14 protein-coding genes are annotated in these 18,488 nt (G+C 34.1%); 8 read left to right on the top strand and 6 right to left on the bottom strand.

Features of this window, described 5'->3' with window-relative positions; genetic code table 11:
- Positions 1-301 precede the first annotated feature (301 nt).
- The 3 genes from BC781_RS09970 to BC781_RS09960 all read left to right on the top strand — a co-directional run bounded on the left by BC781_RS09970 (position 302) and on the right by BC781_RS09960 (position 4,175).
- Positions 302-994 carry a glycosyltransferase family 2 protein gene (locus tag BC781_RS09970; protein WP_109617130.1) on the top strand — a complete coding sequence of 231 codons (693 nt, stop codon included), beginning with the start codon at positions 302-304 and terminating at the stop codon, positions 992-994.
- A gap of 155 nt (positions 995-1,149) precedes the next feature.
- Complete coding sequence (locus tag BC781_RS09965) at positions 1,150-2,532, top strand: cellulose synthase family protein (RefSeq protein WP_317047232.1); 1,383 nt, start codon at positions 1,150-1,152, stop codon at positions 2,530-2,532.
- A gap of 155 nt (positions 2,533-2,687) precedes the next feature.
- A complete protein-coding gene (locus tag BC781_RS09960) occupies positions 2,688-4,175 on the top strand; it encodes a S8 family serine peptidase (RefSeq protein ID WP_109617127.1) in 1,488 nt (495 codons plus the stop codon).
- 64 nt (positions 4,176-4,239) lie between these two features.
- Here BC781_RS09960 and BC781_RS09955 read toward each other — a convergent pair whose 3' ends face one another.
- Both BC781_RS09955 and gldG read right to left on the bottom strand, forming a co-directional pair.
- Positions 4,240-5,142 (bottom strand): hypothetical protein, encoded by a 903-nt coding sequence (locus BC781_RS09955; protein WP_109617125.1) that lies wholly within the window; start codon positions 5,140-5,142, stop codon positions 4,240-4,242.
- A gap of 11 nt (positions 5,143-5,153) precedes the next feature.
- The gene (gene gldG, locus BC781_RS09950; protein WP_109617123.1) at positions 5,154-6,851 is read right to left on the bottom strand and encodes a gliding motility-associated ABC transporter substrate-binding protein GldG; all 1,698 of its coding nucleotides are present in this window, start codon (positions 6,849-6,851) and stop codon (positions 5,154-5,156) included.
- 189 nt (positions 6,852-7,040) lie between these two features.
- On the opposite strand from gldG, the gene BC781_RS09945 reads away from it, so the two are divergent.
- A complete protein-coding gene (locus BC781_RS09945; RefSeq protein WP_109617121.1) occupies positions 7,041-9,248 on the top strand; it encodes a sensor histidine kinase in 2,208 nt (735 codons plus the stop codon).
- Positions 9,249-9,267: 19 nt separating this feature from the next.
- Entirely contained in the window at positions 9,268-11,538 is a 2,271-nt protein-coding gene (locus BC781_RS09940; RefSeq protein ID WP_109617119.1) for a sensor histidine kinase, read from the top strand.
- Between the two features lie 16 nt (positions 11,539-11,554).
- On the opposite strand, the gene BC781_RS09935 is transcribed toward BC781_RS09940, so the two are convergent.
- The 4 genes from BC781_RS09935 to BC781_RS09920 form a co-directional block, all read right to left on the bottom strand.
- Complete coding sequence (locus tag BC781_RS09935) at positions 11,555-11,872, bottom strand: FtsB family cell division protein (protein ID WP_109617117.1); 318 nt, start codon at positions 11,870-11,872, stop codon at positions 11,555-11,557.
- Positions 11,873-11,953: 81 nt separating this feature from the next.
- Positions 11,954-12,985, bottom strand: a complete 1,032-nt coding sequence (locus tag BC781_RS09930) for an ATP-grasp domain-containing protein (protein WP_109617114.1) — start codon at positions 12,983-12,985, stop codon at positions 11,954-11,956.
- 15 nt (positions 12,986-13,000) lie between these two features.
- The gene (locus BC781_RS09925; protein WP_109617112.1) at positions 13,001-13,735 is read right to left on the bottom strand and encodes an NRDE family protein; all 735 of its coding nucleotides are present in this window, start codon (positions 13,733-13,735) and stop codon (positions 13,001-13,003) included.
- Between the two features lie 45 nt (positions 13,736-13,780).
- Positions 13,781-14,296 carry a hypothetical protein gene (locus BC781_RS09920; protein WP_109617110.1) on the bottom strand — a complete coding sequence of 172 codons (516 nt, stop codon included), beginning with the start codon at positions 14,294-14,296 and terminating at the stop codon, positions 13,781-13,783.
- Positions 14,297-14,566: 270 nt separating this feature from the next.
- Here BC781_RS09920 and asnB point away from each other — a divergent pair, with 270 nt between their 5' ends.
- The 3 genes from asnB to BC781_RS09905 all read left to right on the top strand — a co-directional run bounded on the left by asnB (position 14,567) and on the right by BC781_RS09905 (position 18,469).
- Entirely contained in the window at positions 14,567-16,471 is a 1,905-nt protein-coding gene (asnB, locus tag BC781_RS09915; RefSeq protein WP_109617108.1) for an asparagine synthase (glutamine-hydrolyzing), read from the top strand.
- A gap of 539 nt (positions 16,472-17,010) precedes the next feature.
- Entirely contained in the window at positions 17,011-17,805 is a 795-nt protein-coding gene (gene cas6, locus BC781_RS09910; protein ID WP_109617106.1) for a CRISPR-associated endoribonuclease Cas6, read from the top strand.
- Positions 17,806-17,914: 109 nt separating this feature from the next.
- The gene (locus BC781_RS09905; protein ID WP_109617104.1) at positions 17,915-18,469 is read left to right on the top strand and encodes a cob(I)yrinic acid a,c-diamide adenosyltransferase; all 555 of its coding nucleotides are present in this window, start codon (positions 17,915-17,917) and stop codon (positions 18,467-18,469) included.
- The last annotated feature ends 19 nt before the right edge of the window (positions 18,470-18,488 follow it).

The following is an 18,488-nucleotide window of genomic DNA, read 5'->3' as shown; positions in this document are numbered from 1 at the left end:
TTGTTAATCAAAAAGTCCATTGGCAAAGTTTTTATATACTCAAATTGAACCAAATATTGGTAGTTAGTAGTGGATAAGTACAATAATAAGTTTATATATTTATATAAGCTAATTGTAAGGTGTTAAAATGTACAATGTTATCTATTTATTGTTGTGTTTTTGTGAAATTGAACTACCGTAAATAATTGATGAACAGTGATGTGTTTTTAATAGGACTTTATTGTTAAACTACTTTAGAGTATTCAGTTTTCTTTGAAATAATTTTTTACTTTGCTTAAGTATTGAATTATAAAAGAAAAAAATGGAGCAAAAGTGTGTTCGGGTGATAATTCCTGCATTCAATGAGGAAAATTCAGTAGGTAAAGTAGTTAGAGATATTCCTCAAGAGTTTGTGCAAGAAGTGATTGTTGTGAATAATGCTTCTACAGATCAAACCGAAATTCAGGCAGCAGAAGCTGGAGCTACAGTTTTGAAAGAGGAGCGTAAAGGTTATGGTTATGCTTGTTTGAAGGGGATGGATTATGTAGCTGAGTTAAATGAGCAAACAGATATTATTGTTTTTTTAGATGCGGACTATTCAGATTATCCTGAACAATTGAAAATATTGATAGAACCTATTGTTGAAGGGACCGAAGACTTGGTTATAGGTTCTCGAGCTTTGGGTTCTAAAGAAAGCGGTTCTATGACTCCACAACAAATCTTTGGAAATTGGTTAGCCACTACTTTACTAAAGTGGTTTTATAAAGTTGAGTTTACAGACTTAGGTCCTTTTAGAGCAATCAGTTATCCTGAGCTACTTTCATTAGGTATGGTAGATAAAACTTATGGATGGACGGTAGAAATGCAGTTGAAAGCTGCTAAAAAAGGATTGAGGTGTGCCGAAAGAGCTGTAGATTACAGACGTAGAATTGGAAAATCAAAAGTATCTGGTACAGTGAAAGGAACACTAGGTGCTGGATATAAAATTCTTTGGACTATTTTTCGTTATTTATAAGAATTTCCACGCTCACTCTAATAGTTTAATAACTACGCAATAACTGTCTAAAGCCTTTAAAGAAAGAATTGATGGATATAATGGTTTGGTTTTTAGTCTGTATATATTTTTTAGCACTACTATATATTTTTTTGTATAGCTTAGGTCAATTGCATTTGGCTCATAAATACTTAAAGTCAAAAGATAATCAAGTAGATTTTTCAAAGCAAGCTAATCAAGAATTGCCAAATGTAACTGTACAGCTACCTGTTTACAATGAGAAGTATGTTGTTGAACGTTTGATTGATTGTATTTGTAAGTTAGATTACCCAAAGGAAAAATTAGAAATTCAAGTATTAGATGATTCTACTGATGAAACTGTAGAAATTATAGCAAATAAGGTATCTTTTTGGAAGAATGAAGGAATCGATATACAGCATATCCAACGTGAGATAAGAACAGGTTTCAAAGCGGGAGCTTTAGATTATGGCTTAAAAATATGTAAGGGTCAGTTTATCGCAATTTTTGATGCAGACTTTTTACCTGAATCCGATTTTCTTCAACAAACAATAAATGCATTCCAAGAAGATATTGGTGTCGTACAAACAAGGTGGGGACATGTAAATCAAGACTTTTCATTTTTGACTAAACTTCAAGCTTTTGGTCTTGATGCCCATTTTACGGTTGAACAAGGAGGACGAAACAGTGCTGGAAGTTTTATCAATTTTAATGGTACAGCGGGAGTTTGGAGAAAGCAAGCCATTGAAGATGGTGGTGGATGGCAAGCAGATACGCTAACCGAAGACCTTGACTTAAGTTATAGAACTCAGATGTCAGGTTGGAAATTTAAGTTTGTTGAAAGTGTGGTGTCACCTGCTGAACTGCCGGTGTACATGCCTTCAGTTAAGTCTCAGCAGTTTCGTTGGAATAAAGGAGGGGCAGAGTGTGCTAGAAAGCATTTATCTTCATTATGGAAGCAGTCCTTGCCTTTTCAGACAAAGTTTCATGCAACCTTCCATTTACTGAACAGCTCAATCTTTATTTCTCTTCTAGTCGCTGCCCTTGTGAGTGTTCCATTACTTATTTTAAAGACAGAAAATGAAATTTTGAAGGCGCTATTTCATATTTCATCAGTGTTTTTTATTGGCTTTATGTCTGTTGGGTACTTCTATTATCTTTCAGCAAAAAGACTTAAGGGGAAAGGTGCTAAAAAGTATTTCTTTAAGCGTTTTCCTGTCTTTTTGATCGTGGTAATGGGTTTATCCTTGCATAATGCATTGGCAGTATTGGAAGGTTTGTTAGGTTTTAAATCACCGTTTATTAGGACGCCTAAGTTTGGTGTAGATGCAAAGGAGAAAAACTGGCAATCCAATAAATATATCAGATATGAAATCAGTTGGCTAACGATTGGAGAAGGAATACTGGCATGTTACTTTTTGATAGCGACTTTTCTTGGTATCTATTACAATGATTATTCACTACTTCTTTTGCACTTAATGATGACAGTAGGATTTTTTACAGTCTTTTTTAATTCAATAAAACCTATTCCAAAATCATAGTAATTCATTTCTGATTGAAATAAATTTACTTCATAAGAATTTTAATTTTTTTCGTTATTCCTCAAAGAAACTACCATAACAAAGCATTATAGAGTATTGAATTATTGTAAGATTTATCCTACATTAAAAGAACCACGACTATCAAAAGCATCAACATGAGAGGATTACTATTTATCTTACTGATAATTAGCTGTACGTCTATATCCGCACAGCAACGTTATTGGCTTTCTCTGATCGATAAAGGTCAAGAATCATCAATACAATCTAAAAAAGAGAATATTTCAGCTCCAATATCTCCACTTTATCTCAATGAGATTAAAGGTAAAGGAATAAGTATTATTGTGCAATCTAAATGGTTAAATGCTGTTTCTGTAGAATTGGATGAAATTCAGTTGGAATGGGCGAAAAGGCAAACATTCATAACTGAAGTATCACCTGTAGATACTGATGTGGTTATTCATTCTCTTGAAAGAGATTCATTTGGAGAGTTAGGACTCTATTCAGCGATTAAACAACTTAAACCAGAAGCTTTTTTTGAAGAAAATCTAGATGGTAAAGGAGTAAAAATAGGAGTAATCGATGCAGGATATTTTGAAGCAGATTCAAATAAAGAACTTAAATCGTTATTTGAGAATGATCGAATTTTAGCTCACCGTGATTTCGTAAACCCTACTAAAGAAGAATTCTTTTCAGAGATGGAAACATCTTTAGATTCTCATGGAACAACTGTTTTAACGATGATGGCAGGCAAACCGTCTCGAAGCTCTCGAAAGGGTTTGGCTCCAGAAGCTTACTTTTATTTGGCTAGGACAGATCATGGTGTAAACGAATTTAGGGGTGAAGAAGACTATTGGGTACAAGCTATTGAATGGTTAGATAGCTTAGGAGTAAAACTTGTGAATACTTCTCTTGGCTATGCTTCAGGTTTTGATGACCCGAAGGAAGATTATGCTCCTTCTCAAATGGATGGTAAAACTTCAAAAATAGCACTAGCATCAGAAATAGCTGTAAATGAGAAAGGAATGTTACTTGTCGTATCGGCAGGAAATGAAGGTTTGAAGCCTTCTTGGCGAGTTCTTTCGACACCAGCAGATGCTAAAGGAGTACTCTCTGTGGGTGCTACAGATCTACAAGGTAGAAAGATGGGATACAGTAGTATTGGCCCAGAAGATTTAGCTTATTTAAAACCCAATGTGTCATGTTATTCATTGAATGGAACATCCTTCTCAGCTCCTGTTATCACTGGCTTTGTCGCTTGTTTATGGCAGAAATTTCCAGAAGCTTCAAACAAAGAAATATATGATGCGATTGAGAAGTCTTCAAATTTATATCCGTATGGAAATAATTTTGTTGGTTATGGAGTACCCGATGCAGCTAAAGCATTACAGATTTTGGAAGGGAAAACAGTAATAAATTCTAGACTCGAAAAAGCTATTGGACTGGACGAAGTAGCTTTGAGATTGAAAAAAAGAGGAGGATATGTAACTGTTTTTGATAAAAAAGATGATCGAAATGTACTTCGTCAGAGGGCTGAAAAAGTAAATAAAAGCGGTGATGTAACAGTTAAGCGATATAAAAACTGTAAGCGTAGTACGGTAAGCTTTGAAGGTTCTTCAATTGAGATTATTTGGGAAGAGGAATAAAGATCAATAATATCTAAAAAAACTCATTGTAGTAGATCAATCTATTACAATGAGTTTTTCTTTTTTATTGAGATCTGTTTTTATCGAATAACTTTCTACTGATTAGCACATTTTGGAAGTCTTGTGGTAAAACACCAATAATTTCACTGTCTGAGCTAGATTTTAAGTAGATAAAGTCTGTACCCGGATAAACTTCTAAATCGTTTTTTACTCCATTCATATCTTCATATCTCACTAAACAGAAAGGTTCGTAGTTGTTAAGTGAGTCTTTTAAGCTCTGTCTTTCTATTCTCTGATCAATCTTTACATTTGTGAGCTGACTGATGTAGTTATAAAGCATACCCGAATCTAGTTCTGAGATATTATCTACTTTATAAAATTCATTGTCGAAGTGGATATTTACACTATTGTCTTTATCTCCAGGGTAAATGATTTGGAAGTAATTTAAGGTACGCCAAGTGATCTGGAATATTTGATTATTCATCCAATCTTCAATTCCATTGCCCATTACATCAGAAAGTGAGAGTTCAGAACCCGGTAAATAGATGGAATACCAATTTTGAGCATCTTCAGATATTAAAATCTGATCTTGATTTTCTAAGAATGTAAGTGTTTTGACAGGCACACCTCCTACATAAAATTCGACCTGTTTAGAGTTAAATGCTTCTACGTTAATCTCACTTTTGGATAATTCGTTTAGGACTTCAACTCTATCTACTGTAGAAAGTAGTTTGACAAGTCTTTCAGTATTTGCGGCTTGCCCATTTTCAAGAGTCCAAAGACCATTTTGTAGTTTTAGATTTATGTTGTCTACACGAATAGCGCTTAAACTTTGCCAATTGCCCAATCCAAAACTTATACGATTTTGATTGCTAGTTCTCTGAGGTTTATCAAGCCAAGAAGTAATGGCAATTAAACCAATGATAGCAAGGTTTAGTCCGATCAGTATTTTAAATTTCTTAGTCATTTCAAGAATCCTTATTTTTTGAAACTTTCATATCTTCTTTTTCTCAACCAGAACCAAAGGATTCCGAATAGGCTGATGATCAAAACAGGCACTAAAATATTGATGACCTGCCATTGCAACTTTTCTTCACCAACCTTGAATTTGTCTAGTGGTCTGATGGTAATACTTTTCTTTCTTGCATTGATAATACCACTATCATCAGTCAGATAGCTCAATGAATTCAAGATAAATTCTTTATTGGAAAGAGGACTTTTTCTGTACTTGTCAAAGTCTATGGGTTCCATCTTTCCTGTCTGAGGATTGATCTCATTTTTGATGATATCACCATCGCCTACAACTATGATTTTGGCAGGTAAACTTGTTTTACGCATTCCATTTTTATCAGCCCCTTTCGGAGGGAAACGATTTGCAAACAAAGATTTGAATTCGCCTTCAAGTAGATAAGCTGTCGGTAGGTAAGGTTGATTGAATAGCTCCTTTTTTACAGCTTCTTTTATTTCATCTAGGGAGACTAAACCCGGTATTTTTTTGATGCGACTATACTTTGAAGAAAAAATAAGTGGCGTTTTCTTAACGTTGTCTACAATTGCGGTGTCGAGTGTACTGACAAATTTTCCGTAGACTACGTCCATATTTCGAACGATAGGGTGATCACTAAATTGACTCATGTAATTGTAATAAGGCCAAGGCAGTGTCTGAACATTTGCTTTATCTCCAAAATTTCCTGTAACAATCTCGATTAAGCCAGCTTGTTGATCTTGAATTAGGTCATAGTTTAGGCGAATTCCATATCTGAAAAGGAGCTCATCAATGTTTAAGTCACGACCAAAAGCGTATGTTCCTCCAAGTGGAATACTATCTAAGTTCATCTGAACCATATCCATCAAGAACATCGCATTTCCTCCATTCATAATGTATTTATCCAAAATGAATTTATCCATTTCAGAGAATGCAGTTTTAGGTTGTGCTACAATGATCGCATCAAATCCTTCAATATTTTGCTTACCATCTAGTCTTACATGATCGACAACATAGCTTTGATTGAGTGTCGTAGTGAGGTCGATTGTCTGTTGTGGTGTTAATTCTTGATGCCCTTGAATAAATGCAACTCGCTTTTTGCTTTTAGCACTTAATTCATGGATTGTATTGATGAGTTCAAATTCAACACCTTCTATAGATTGATTCAGTTGTTGTTCGGCACTAGCAGTCTTATTCCCTTTTAATAAAAGAATACCTTTTTCTTTCTTCCCATAATGAATGATTACCCCAGGGAATATTACTTTCTGAATACGCTCACCATCGTCTGCAACATCAAAAAGCGTAGTTGGAGGAAGTCCTTTATCTGTAAGTTTCTGATAAGTCTGATTTCTTACTTTAGGATTAGTGGAAGCATTTGGGTTGATGAATTTAAAATTCAGTTTTCCTTTCGATTCATCTCTGAATGAAATAAGGGTTTCTCTGATGTGTTCTTGTAGTCGCTTAAACTCAGCGTTTAGTTCACCATCTAGAAATACTTCAATGAAAATATCGCCTTGAAGTTCGCGAAGTACATTTTTACTTCCATCAGAAATAGTAAACCTTTTTTCTTCGGTCAAATCCCATTTAAAATAGAACTTATTTGCTATCTGATTCAGCCAAATGACTGAGAGCACAATAGCTAAAAAAGTTAGTATATCTTCCCACTTCTTGAATCTTAGTACTTTATTCATCTTAAAAAAGCTTTCAAACCCTAAAAGAACCTTCTTCTATTTTCACAAAGCAACATAGTATTTTTCACTATACCAAAAACTAACTAGGCAAGAACTAGTTCAAAGTTTACTTTCCTTGTTTTTCAAGTCTATAAAAGTCATTTTTGCGTTAGTTAGTAAAGAACATTTCTTGGAAGGATTATATGCCTTATGGAGAACAATCAAGTCAATATATATGAGTCGACACTGAGAACCCTGTTGTTAGCGTCATTGTGCTCAATTCTAATTTTAACCCTGATTTGGAGTTTTAATGAACTTCAAAAATTTTATGAAGAAACAAACAGACTTCGAGAAGATTTTATTGAGGAAAAAAAGGTAGCTCTAATCAATGAGGTCGATTATGCCTTGCGTTACATTGAGTATGGTCGAAAACAAAATGAAGAAGAGGCTAAAAAGTCCATCAAAGAACGCTGCTACATTGGGTATGATATTGTAGAGAGCATTTATGAGAAATATATAAATGAGGGAAGAGGTGTCGTGATAAAACATATCAAAGATGTCTTTTCTGATCTGAGATATTCACAAGGGGCTGGTTATTATTTCATTGATGATCTAGATGGTGTATCTGTTTTTAATTCAGCTTACCCAGAGTTGGAAGGGAAAAATATGATCAATATCAAAGACAAAGATGGTAAATACATTGTCCAAGATGAAATCAAAATCGCAGAAGAGTTGGGTGAAGGCTTTAATGATTATTATTGGTATAAACCCAATATGAATGATGGCCGAAGCTACAAGAAGTTTTCTTACATCAAACTGTTTAAGCCTTTAGGGATGATTGTGGGGACGGGAGCTTATGCTATTGATCAAGATTATAAAAGTCAGAAGGAAATTCTAAATACCCTTAGTGTAATACGATTTGGCGATGAAGGACAAATTGTTGTTTATGATACCTTAAAGGGAGTTGTGATGAGTGATGGAGAGGTTCATGAAGACCCTGTTGATACTTCCGAGTATGAGGTGATTGGACGAATGGATTGGCTATCTGATTCCCTGAAAAATCAAGAAGGTTTTTTCTTTACCTATTATGATCCTTCTTTCAAACAATCTGAAAAGAAACCTCAGTTATTGGCTTATCTAAGGCAATTTTCTCCTTGGAATTGGCAAGTAGCAGCAGTGGTTTCAATGGATAAACTAGATGAAAAAATAGCGAGAGCAGCAAAAGGGCTTCACCAAGACCTCGTATTTAATCTTTTGGAGGTAATTATCATTGCTCTGTGTTTGATCTCTTTGCTTTGGTGGTACATCCGAAAAACATTTAAAAAGACTATTCGGAACCTTGATGAATTTGGGGATTTCTTTGAGAAAGCAACAAATAAATTGGTGAAAATTGATCTCAATAATCTAGACTACAGTGAGTTTACCCAATTGGCGAAGCAAGCTAATAAAATGATTTCAGATGTTGAAGAAAACCAAAATGCACTGACAGAAGCTTATCAAGAAATTCAGGTTTCAGAAGAAGAATTAAGGCAACAATCAGAAGTACTTCAACAAACAAATGAGCATCTCGAAAAAGTTGTGAAAGAGTTGAAGTCAACACAAATGAGACTTGTCAATACAGAGAAATTGGCTTCACTAGGTCAGTTGACAGCAGGTATTGCACATGAGATTAATAACCCAATAAATTATATTACTAACAACGTACAACCCCTGAGAGAAGACCTTGAAGACGTTCAGATTTTAATAGAGTTATTTCAAGCCATTCCAGAACATGAAAATAAGGAACAAGCAATCCAAGAATTTCAGCAAAAGTGCGAAGAGCTAGAGTTAGATTTCTTGGTAGAGGAAATCGATATGCTTTTGCAAGGGATCAAAGAAGGAGCAGAAAGAACGAAGGAAATCATTGGGGGGATGAGAGATTATTCTCGTATGAATGAAGCTGTATTTAAGCATTCCAATATCCATGATGGATTGTCGACAACTCTAACTCTTTTGAGCAATCGTTTTAAAAAGGCAAACATAGAAATTGAAACACATTTTGGTGATTTACCAGAAATTGAGTGTATGCCAGGAAAGTTAAATCAGGTGTTTGTAAACTTATTGAGTAACTCTGTTCAAGCTATTGAAAATGGTGGAGTGATTAAGATTACTACTGCTTTATTGGATAGTTTCGAGAATAGAATCATGATAGAAATAGAGGATAATGGTAGCGGTATTCCAGAAGATTTAATTTCTAAAATCTATGATCCATTCTTTACCACCAAAGATATTGGAGAAGGTACGGGTTTGGGGTTGTCTATTACTCATGGTATCATAGAGCAGCATAATGGAGAAATCTTCGTGGAAAGTAAACAAGGAGAAGACTCCTTTACGAAGTTTACAATTGTATTGCCGATCAAACAACGATTGAATGGTTAAGAATTAGAGCTAGTATTGTATGAGAAAGTATATAGCACAAAGAAATGAAAAACGGTCTTTACAAGATGCTACTCAAAGGCCTATCGTCTTAATCACTCTGATTACAATCGTGATTTTGTCAACTATTTGGGGTACGCAAGAGTATAAGAAATTCCAAAATGATATCGTTGAACTTAGACTAAATTACCTTGACGAAAATAAAAAGAGAGTTGTCACTGTACTAAACCATTCTTTAAAATTCCTTCAGCATAAAAAGCAACAAAATGAGAAGATTCTGAGAGAGTCTTTGGAAGAGCGGATTCAAGAATCTTATGTACTCATCAAGCATATTTATGAAAGATTTGAAGGGAAAAAGTCAAGAGAGGAAATACTAGAAATTATCAAGGTTGCTTTAGGGAATGTAGAGTTTAATGAAGGTCGAGGGTATTTCTTCATTTATGGAATGGATGGAACTACCGTGATGACCCAAAATGAAGGTTTTGTAGAAGGAAAGTCTGCCCTAGATATTCAAGACAAGAAAGGGAAGTATTACATCAAAGAGATGATTAATACCTGTAAAAAATATGGGCAGGGTTATGTGCAATATTATGTGAAAATTCCTAGAACGCCTTCTGAAAAACAGTATCCAAAGTATTCTTACATCAAAGAATTTAAACCATTAAATATTCTGATTGGTGCAGGTGAATATTTAGATAACATCATCAGTGACATTCAAGAAACTGTATTAAACCGATTTTCATACCAGTCGGGATTGGAAGGAAATATTTTTGTATTGGATAAGGATTTGAGATTCAAGCTTCTTGATAATAATATCTACCTAAAACCAAGAAATGATATAAGGTTTAAAGATATTTTTATAGCCAATCCAGAGCTCTCTTATACAGTTTCTAATTTCAGAAAGATGGTTCACCAAAATCAAGGAGCTACGAAGTATTACAATAGCTTATTGTATCGGAAAGATGAAAATAATGAGCTGGTAAGAACAAACCTATATGGGGTTTATATCCCTGAATGGAAATGGATAATCGGGTGTAAATCTGATATGGCGGATTTTAGTACTATAATGCTTGATGAGAAAGAAAAGTTGAAGCAACAGCTACTATATAGTTTTCTTCAAATCGGTATTATTACGCTGACTCTGATGATTTCATTGTGGTGGATTATCAATAATATGACCAATAAGATTTTCGAAGAAATTGTGGAGTTTGCGACTTTCTTTTCTACTGCATCTGAAAGAAAAGCAAAGATTGATATTGAAAATCTACATTTCCAAGAATTTAAGCAATTGGGTGCTCTTGCAAATAATATGATTGAGGAACGGGAAGAATCAATGAAAGAGCTTCAACAGGCTTATAATGAGATTCAGACCTCAGAAGAAGAACTTCGTCAACAATCTGAAATGTTGCAATTGACCAATGATCATTTGAAAAGTCTTTTAACTCAATTAAAATCGACTCAAAATCAATTGATCAATTCTGAAAAAATGGCCTCAATTGGTCAGCTGACAGCTGGTATTGCACATGAAATCAATAACCCTATAAATTTTGTGACAGCGAATATCGAACCTCTGAAAGAAGATATTCAAGATTTAAAAGAAGTCTTGACAGTTTTAGAGCAATTAGATAAAAGTACTGATAAGGAAAAGGTCATTCAAGAAGCAATTCAACTTGCAGAAAAAGCAGAGTTAGATGTAATCATGCCAGAAATTAGGGCTTTACTTGATGGTATAAGTGAAGGTGCTGAACGAACAAAAGAGATTGTAGCAGGCTTAAGAAACTTTGCTAGACTTGATAGAGAAGGAGATTTTAGAGCCATTGATATCAACGAAGCCTTGGAAGCAACATTAACTATTTTGAATAGTAAATTGATGCGAAAAGGATTGGTGAATGTAGTTAAAGAGTACACTCCAGTGCCATTAGTAGAATGTTTGCCTGGTAAAATCAATCAAGTTTTTATCAACTTACTAAACAACTCGATTGATGCGGTAAGTGAGGATACGGGAGAAATCAAATTGATCACATCTTACGACGAAGAAAATGAGCTTGTAAAAATAGGTTTTAGGGATAATGGAGGAGGAATTCCTGAGCCAATCATCAATAAAATATTTGACCCGTTTTTTACCACAAAAGAAATTGGACAAGGAAAAGGTCTAGGACTATCAATTTCTTACGGTATAATTGAACAGCATGGGGGCGAGATTCAAGTAAAAAGTAAGGAAGGAGAAGACTCATTTACTTGTTTTACTGTAGTTCTCCCAATTGTGCAATCCAAATTAGCTGAAAAGGAATAGAAAGATTTGTGTCTTTCTATTCCTTTTCTTTAAGGATGTAAATCGTTTCACCTTCTGCTTGATACAAGTATTTTTCCCTCGCTAATTTTTCAAGGGCTTCTGGATTTTTCTCAAGAGCTTCAATTTCTTTTTCAAGCTCTTTGATTTCATTCTTGTAAAACTCAGCTTCACTTTCTAGTTGTTTAAACTGATTGTTAAGCTTATGTCTATTAAGTAGGCTATTACTATCAAAAAAAAGAACCCAAATGAAGGCTGTGGTAGTCAATAATACATACCTATTTTTCAGAATGGTTTGACCTAGGTTAAATAAAAGTTCTTTTAGTTTATTATACATAAAAATGTGATTTTCTAAGTTCGCAATTTAATGAAATCTCATTTTCGAGACATGAACTTTGGATAAAAAATGAAGCAAGATTTATTCTTGGTCAAGGCTTAAAATTTCACGGTACCTTCTTAATTCTTCCCAACCTTCTTTAAAACTCATGTATTCGACACCGTTCTTATGATTTTCTGCACTTATTTTTCCTAGAATATTCCAATGCTTAAAAAGTGTTTTATAGGCTTTATTTATCGGGAAATTTGGATGGTAAATATGAGCAGGTTCAGCTTTTGCACCATTCAATTCCATAATCTTGATGTTTTTTCCTGCATATAAATCTTCCCAAGAAGTGCATCTCAAGTCAAAACGCCCATAATAAAAACCATCAATTTGCTGTGCTATGTGGTCAATTGAGTTTTCTAATTCAGTTGTGATAAAATCATTCCCATTTATGAATTTTGTTCCTCGACAATGATTCCCAATACTTTCAAGTACTTTCTGTTCGCCCCTTTCTAATACAAGATTTAGCTCCTCAGCATATTTATATTTTAAAGTTTCCCATTGAAGAAATGCTCTAGGAGAATCTAAAATTAATTCTTGTAGTGTACTTTTTCCATCTCCTTGAACTGAAAGCAGCTCTTTTACTACAATTGAACTTACAGAACCTTTAGTTGCTGAAGGAAATCTGTAATAGAAAATACCAACTTCAAGTGGATAGTCGATGTATTCTTGAATTAGAAATGGAATTTGAATCTGTTGAAGATAATCTGAAAGTTCTTTTTCATTTTCAATCTTTTCAACCCACCTTCCTCTTTCACCAACATCGGGTTTTGCAATAAGAGGATAGAATAAGTTTTCTTTCTCCAAAGATTCGGTAATTGTGTGAAGTTGAATCTCTGAAGGAAATAAGAGCGTTTTTGGAATGAAATCTTGTGGAATCAACTTTAGGATAGCTGATTTTGATTCACCTAATAAACCACCATTTTGAATACCTGGATTAGTTGCAGAAAAGAAGAAAGCCGATCTAGCTTTTATGGCGAGCCAAGTTCCATAAATGAAGATAGGTGCATAAACAACTTGCCAAGGCCAGTATTCCCAAGCTTTTATTTTAATAATAAAACTACGCATACTATAAAGTGATGTTTATACTTCTATCAATTGAACACTTTCATGCAGTTTGGCTTCATATTTAGCATTGCTAAGTAAATCTTCATAAAGCATGAAATGTTGATTCTCAGTTTTGAGAATAGAAGTGATACTGACTGTCTTAAGTTGAATTTCGGTTTTTTCCATTTTTAGAACCTCAGAATGATGCCCTTCACCACCAAAATGATGAAAATCTCTGATTTGATCTAATTCATAAAAACCATTTTGTTCTGTATGCCATTCTTGAAACCAAATTTGTCTCTTAAGCCTTATGTCTTCCTTATAAAGTGTAGATGAAGACCAAATATAATGGCTATTAGACTCCAACTGATTAAAGCTTATTTTTTTACTATCCCACACAAAAGAATACAATTCATTCTTGCGTATAGCAACAATAGTAAAGGGTTCAATATCTTGAAAATTATAAGAACTAATAAATTTTTTGATGTGAGGATTACAAAGTAAGTCTAAGACTACAAGCCCTCTACTTTGGCGGTACGGCGGATTGGGAATGTGCCCTTGATGCCCTCCATTTAGTAAAACGACGGCATCCCAATGATCAGAATAGCCAATCCAAGAACCTAAACCTTTAGGGTCTTTAGGGAAAAGAAGCTGTTCTGATTTATATGATTCAATAGCTGGTGTTAGTGCTTTTGGGCGAATGATAGATTCGTCTCTATTACTTGTTAAGATAAAGCCATCTTTATACGGCAAATACGTAACGGTACACATAAGTGTCAGTGCTAATCAATTTCTTAATATAATTCTTCTAACGTTCTACTGTTCGCTTTGTTGAGAATCTTGATAACGAATTGTAGAACTCGCAATTCCAAAACTATCATCTAACTTAAAATTAGGCTTGAGATACCTTAAAGCAATTCTTACGATAGCCATGTGATGAACGGAATGTTCAATGTTTGCGATCAGTTCTCTCTCTAAGCTACTTTTTACTTTAAAACAATTCAAATCGCTAGTATTGCCATACTGCCCTTCAAGTGTAATAGGATTTGAAAATTCTACTTTTTCTAACTTTTCCTTCAATGTCTCAATAAACATATTTGCAACTACAGGGCTGTTTTCAATTTTTAGTAGCCGCTTACGCTGATCGTAGTTTACAAACCCACTGTGTTTAGCATCGATTAAGCATTCATAGAACGATAAAATATGTCGGCAATGCTGTCCAATAGAACTATTTCCTAATATATCAATTTCTTGGCTGTATGTTTGCTCATCTAAGTTTGAAATTGCACTCTGAAGTTGGTTAAGTAAGTTTGTGGTGATTTTTTTCAGCATGGCGAAATTAATTAGAGGTCAAAAAGTGGTTTGTAATTTAAAGAAGAATTTTTCCCATTTAACTTATAGGTACTTGTGCAACTTAAGGTTTTTTCAAAAAAAAAAGGTGTTCAAGTTTAAATATTCTATGTTTTTCTTGAAATCAAACGTATTCTTAAACGTTCTATAATTTTATATCTTTGTAATATCAATATTTCCATTGTAATTAAATCAAACCAAATACTTTTAGTTACTTTTTACAAACTGTACAGCTTTTAAACTTATTTTCCCATGTGTGGTATAACTGGAATTTTTGCATTTAATGAGTTAGGTCGGCTTCATGCTATTCACCTTCCTGAAGCTACAAATAGTCTTCACCATAGAGGCCCAGATATGGGAAGCACTTTTACTGATTATCATGTAGGACTCGGACACAGACGACTTTCTATATTAGATTTATCTGAAGGAGCTTCTCAACCAATGACTGATGAGAGTGGACGATATACGATTGTATTCAATGGTGAAATCTATAATTTTAATGAATTAAAGCAAGAGCTAGCAGGACAGGGAATACAGTTTAAAACTACCTCTGATACCGAAGTCTTACTATACCTATATATCACTGAAAAAGAAAAGTGTGTAGAACGACTTAATGGCTTCTTTGCTTTTGCTGTTTATGATAAGGAAGAAGAATCGTTATTCATAGCAAGGGATCGATTTGGTATAAAGCCATTGCTTTATTTTCTAGATGAAGATAAACTCATTTTTGCTTCAGAAATGGCTACTTTACTCAAGTACCATATTCCTAAAGAGCTAGATGAGGAATCAATGTACCATTATTTCTGCCTTAGCTATATTCCTGCTCCACACACTATTTTTAAGAATATTTTTAAGCTAGAGCCAGGACATTATTTAGAGGTTAAGAAAGGACAGGTTCAGAAAAAGGCATATTATGCAATAGCTGAAAGAGAGGAAAAGAAACGCGCTGAAATGCGTGGAATGAGTTATGAAGATGCTCAAAAAGAATTATTAGAGCGTTTGGAGAAGTCAGTAGCTGATAGATTGATTTCAGATGTTCCGATTGGGGCATTCTTGAGTGGAGGAATAGACTCTTCAGCTATCGTAGCTTTGGCATCGAGGCAAACTGAACATTTGAATACTTTTTCGATTGGTTTCAAAGATCAACCAATGTTTGATGAAACCAAGTATGCTCAAATGGTTGCAGACAAATACAAAACAAATCATACAGCTTTTAGCCTTACTACGGATGATTTGTTTACGCACCTTTTTGAACTTATGGATTTCTTTGGAGAACCATTCGCTGATGCTTCTTCAATTCCTTTTTATATTCTAAGCCAAGAAACACGAAAACATGTTACAGTAGCACTCTCAGGTGATGGTGCCGATGAAATATTTGCAGGTTATAATAAGTACCAAGCTGAGTATAAAATGCGAGAGAATAGCTTAAAAGCTAGACTTTTGATGAATGCTTTGCCTTTGCTCAAGCCACTTCCAAAGAGTAGGCATACTTATCTGACGAATAAGTTTAGACAACTGCATAAGTTTTCTGAAGCAATGCATATGCTTCCTGCAGAGAGGTATTGGTATTTATGTTGTTGGACAAGTGAGAATCAAGTTGATCAGCTATTATCTAAAAGTGTCAGAAGTCGATTAGAACAAAGTATACTAGGACGAAGAAAAAGTGATTTCACATCATTAGTCCAAGGAAATGCTTTTAATGAAGTTCTATTGGCAGATATGAATTTATTATTGCCAAATGATATGCTTCAAAAAGCTGACTCTATGTCTATGGGAAATGCACTTGAGGTTCGTGTGCCATTCTTAGATCATAATGTAGTCGAATTTGCTTTTGGCTTACCTGATCATTACAAGCTTAATGGTAGTCAGAAGAAGAGAGTTTTAAGAGATGCCGTCAAGCCTTTATTACCTCCTGAGTTGTATAATAGACCAAAGCATGGTTTTGAAGTGCCATTAAAAGATGCTTATAAAAAACAACTTAGACACTGGATTGAACACGAAGCCTTAAATGATGGTTTTATAGAAGAACAAGGAATTTTCTCTGTTGAATATATCCGAAATGTAAAAAATCAAATATTCCATCAAAAGTATTTTGACCACAACCAAGTATGGGCTATTCTAGCCTTTCAATATTGGTGGAAAGGTACATTTGGATGATTAAAGGATTTTTGAGCATTCCATGACCAAATTATTTAGTTTAAAGAGTTCTAGTTTAAAAATAAATATTTTTTTTTCTAGAATTAATAACTGAGTTTTTGTTCAAGAGAATGTAAGTTAAATTCGGATTATTTAATGAGTGTTTTGTTGATGAAAATAGAGCTAAGTTGAATAGTTTTAATGACACTTAAGTCATTGAAATAAATGTAAATATACTAGGAGGTTGCTGTATTTACGGTTAAATTAAGTATGGATTAACTTGTATTTTATGAAAACTTACGAGGAAATTCAACAATTTAACTTTTTATAATTGAGATTATGTAGCGATACACAATTTTTAGGTTAAATTTGCAAGACTATTTTCAAGCGCATTTAGCGAGTAAATCAACAAACATACATTAAGAGGAGTACTTCATATAATCAATAAAAACTCTTAATGTAAACGGCGATCTATACAGTGACACGATATAGCTGTGTGGTGGTGCTTAATTATAAATTTCTGAGGTTATTATTATTCACTTACTTAATTTTTTAGGGAGTTGAGGATTAGAGTTATTTTTAGTCTTAAAAACAAGGGAGCTGTTTTGCCATTTCATCACCAAAAACTGATTGGCTCTCTGATCAAGGATGTTCTAGGTAATGAATATCCAGAAGATGAGGTGCTATACAGTTATTCTGGTTTGAAAGGTCAGACAAAAGTGGGTAGAGAAGGATTGCATTACTTCTCTAAACGAGTGACTATTGTATTTACAGCACTAAGCGAAGATTTCCTACAACTATTGATCAAGAAGTTCTTCTCTCAGCCATATTGGACACTAGGTAACTTGATCTTATTGCCAGAGCGTGTTGAGAAGGAAGGAGTTCCTAGTTTTAGTGAAGCCGTTAAATTCCTATGTATTTCTCCATTGGTAATTTTAGATACGCCAAGTAATACTAGAAATAAAGAATTTATTTATCCTACGCTAGATGAATTCTCAGATTATCTATACGAATCAACTATGCATCGTATGGAGAGGTCTGGTAAGTTCACAGCGGAAGAGATTTCATCTTTCTATAGATTCCAAATAGTTCCAGATAAAGGGTATCTTGAGCGTATTGCTCGTCAAGAGAAGAAGTTCGCTCGTATATATACTCTAATTATTGATGGCAGCATCAAGGAAGTAAGAGGATATACATTCCCATTTGAGTTATATGCAGACCCTAGAGTACAAGAATTTATCTTTACTTGTGGATTTGGGGAGTTAACTCACAAAGGTTTTGGAATGCTTGACGTTCCGGAGTCTTTATCTACAGAGCGAGAAGTAATCTATGAAGATAAAAATATTGATAGTTAAGCTTTTACTCTATCAAATAAGAACCGAATTGTAAATCACAATTCGGTTTTTTTATTTCTGAATTTTCTTACCGTTCTTTGAATAGAACTATTGAAACAGGATAAATCACATGAAAGTATATACTAAAACAGGAGATAAAGGACAGACTTCTTTATTTGGAGGGAAAAGAGTTTCTAAGTCACATATAAGAATTGATGCTTATGGGACAGTTGATGAACTTAATTCATACATAGGGTTACTCAGTGACTTTCCGGTTAATACTGACAGAAAGGCTTTTCTTAAAGAAGTTCAGGATAGACTTTTTACTTTGGGAAGTGAATTAGCGGCTGATCCTGATAAACCAAAATTAAAGAAACCAGACTTATTAGTAGAGGATATAGAGCTTTTAGAGACTGAAATAGATAAGATGGATGAAAATCTTGAGCCATTAAAATATTTTGTACTTCCAGGAGGTCATCAACACGTTTCTTTTTGCCATATAGCACGAACGGTTTGTAGAAGAGCAGAAAGACTTTGTATTGGAGTTGAAGAAGTGGAAGGTAATTTAGAGCCTTTAATTTTTCAATATTTAAATAGACTTTCTGATTATCTATTTGTGCTTTCAAGAGCAATGGGGAAAGAATTGAAAGCAGACGAAATTTATTGGGTACCTAGAGGGAATTAATAAAAAAGCTTCAGACTAT

Source organism: Sediminitomix flava (genome assembly GCF_003149185.1).
Taxonomy (GTDB): Bacteria; Bacteroidota; Bacteroidia; order Cytophagales; family Flammeovirgaceae; genus Sediminitomix; species Sediminitomix flava.
This window is presented reverse-complemented; position numbering and strand designations above follow the sequence as displayed.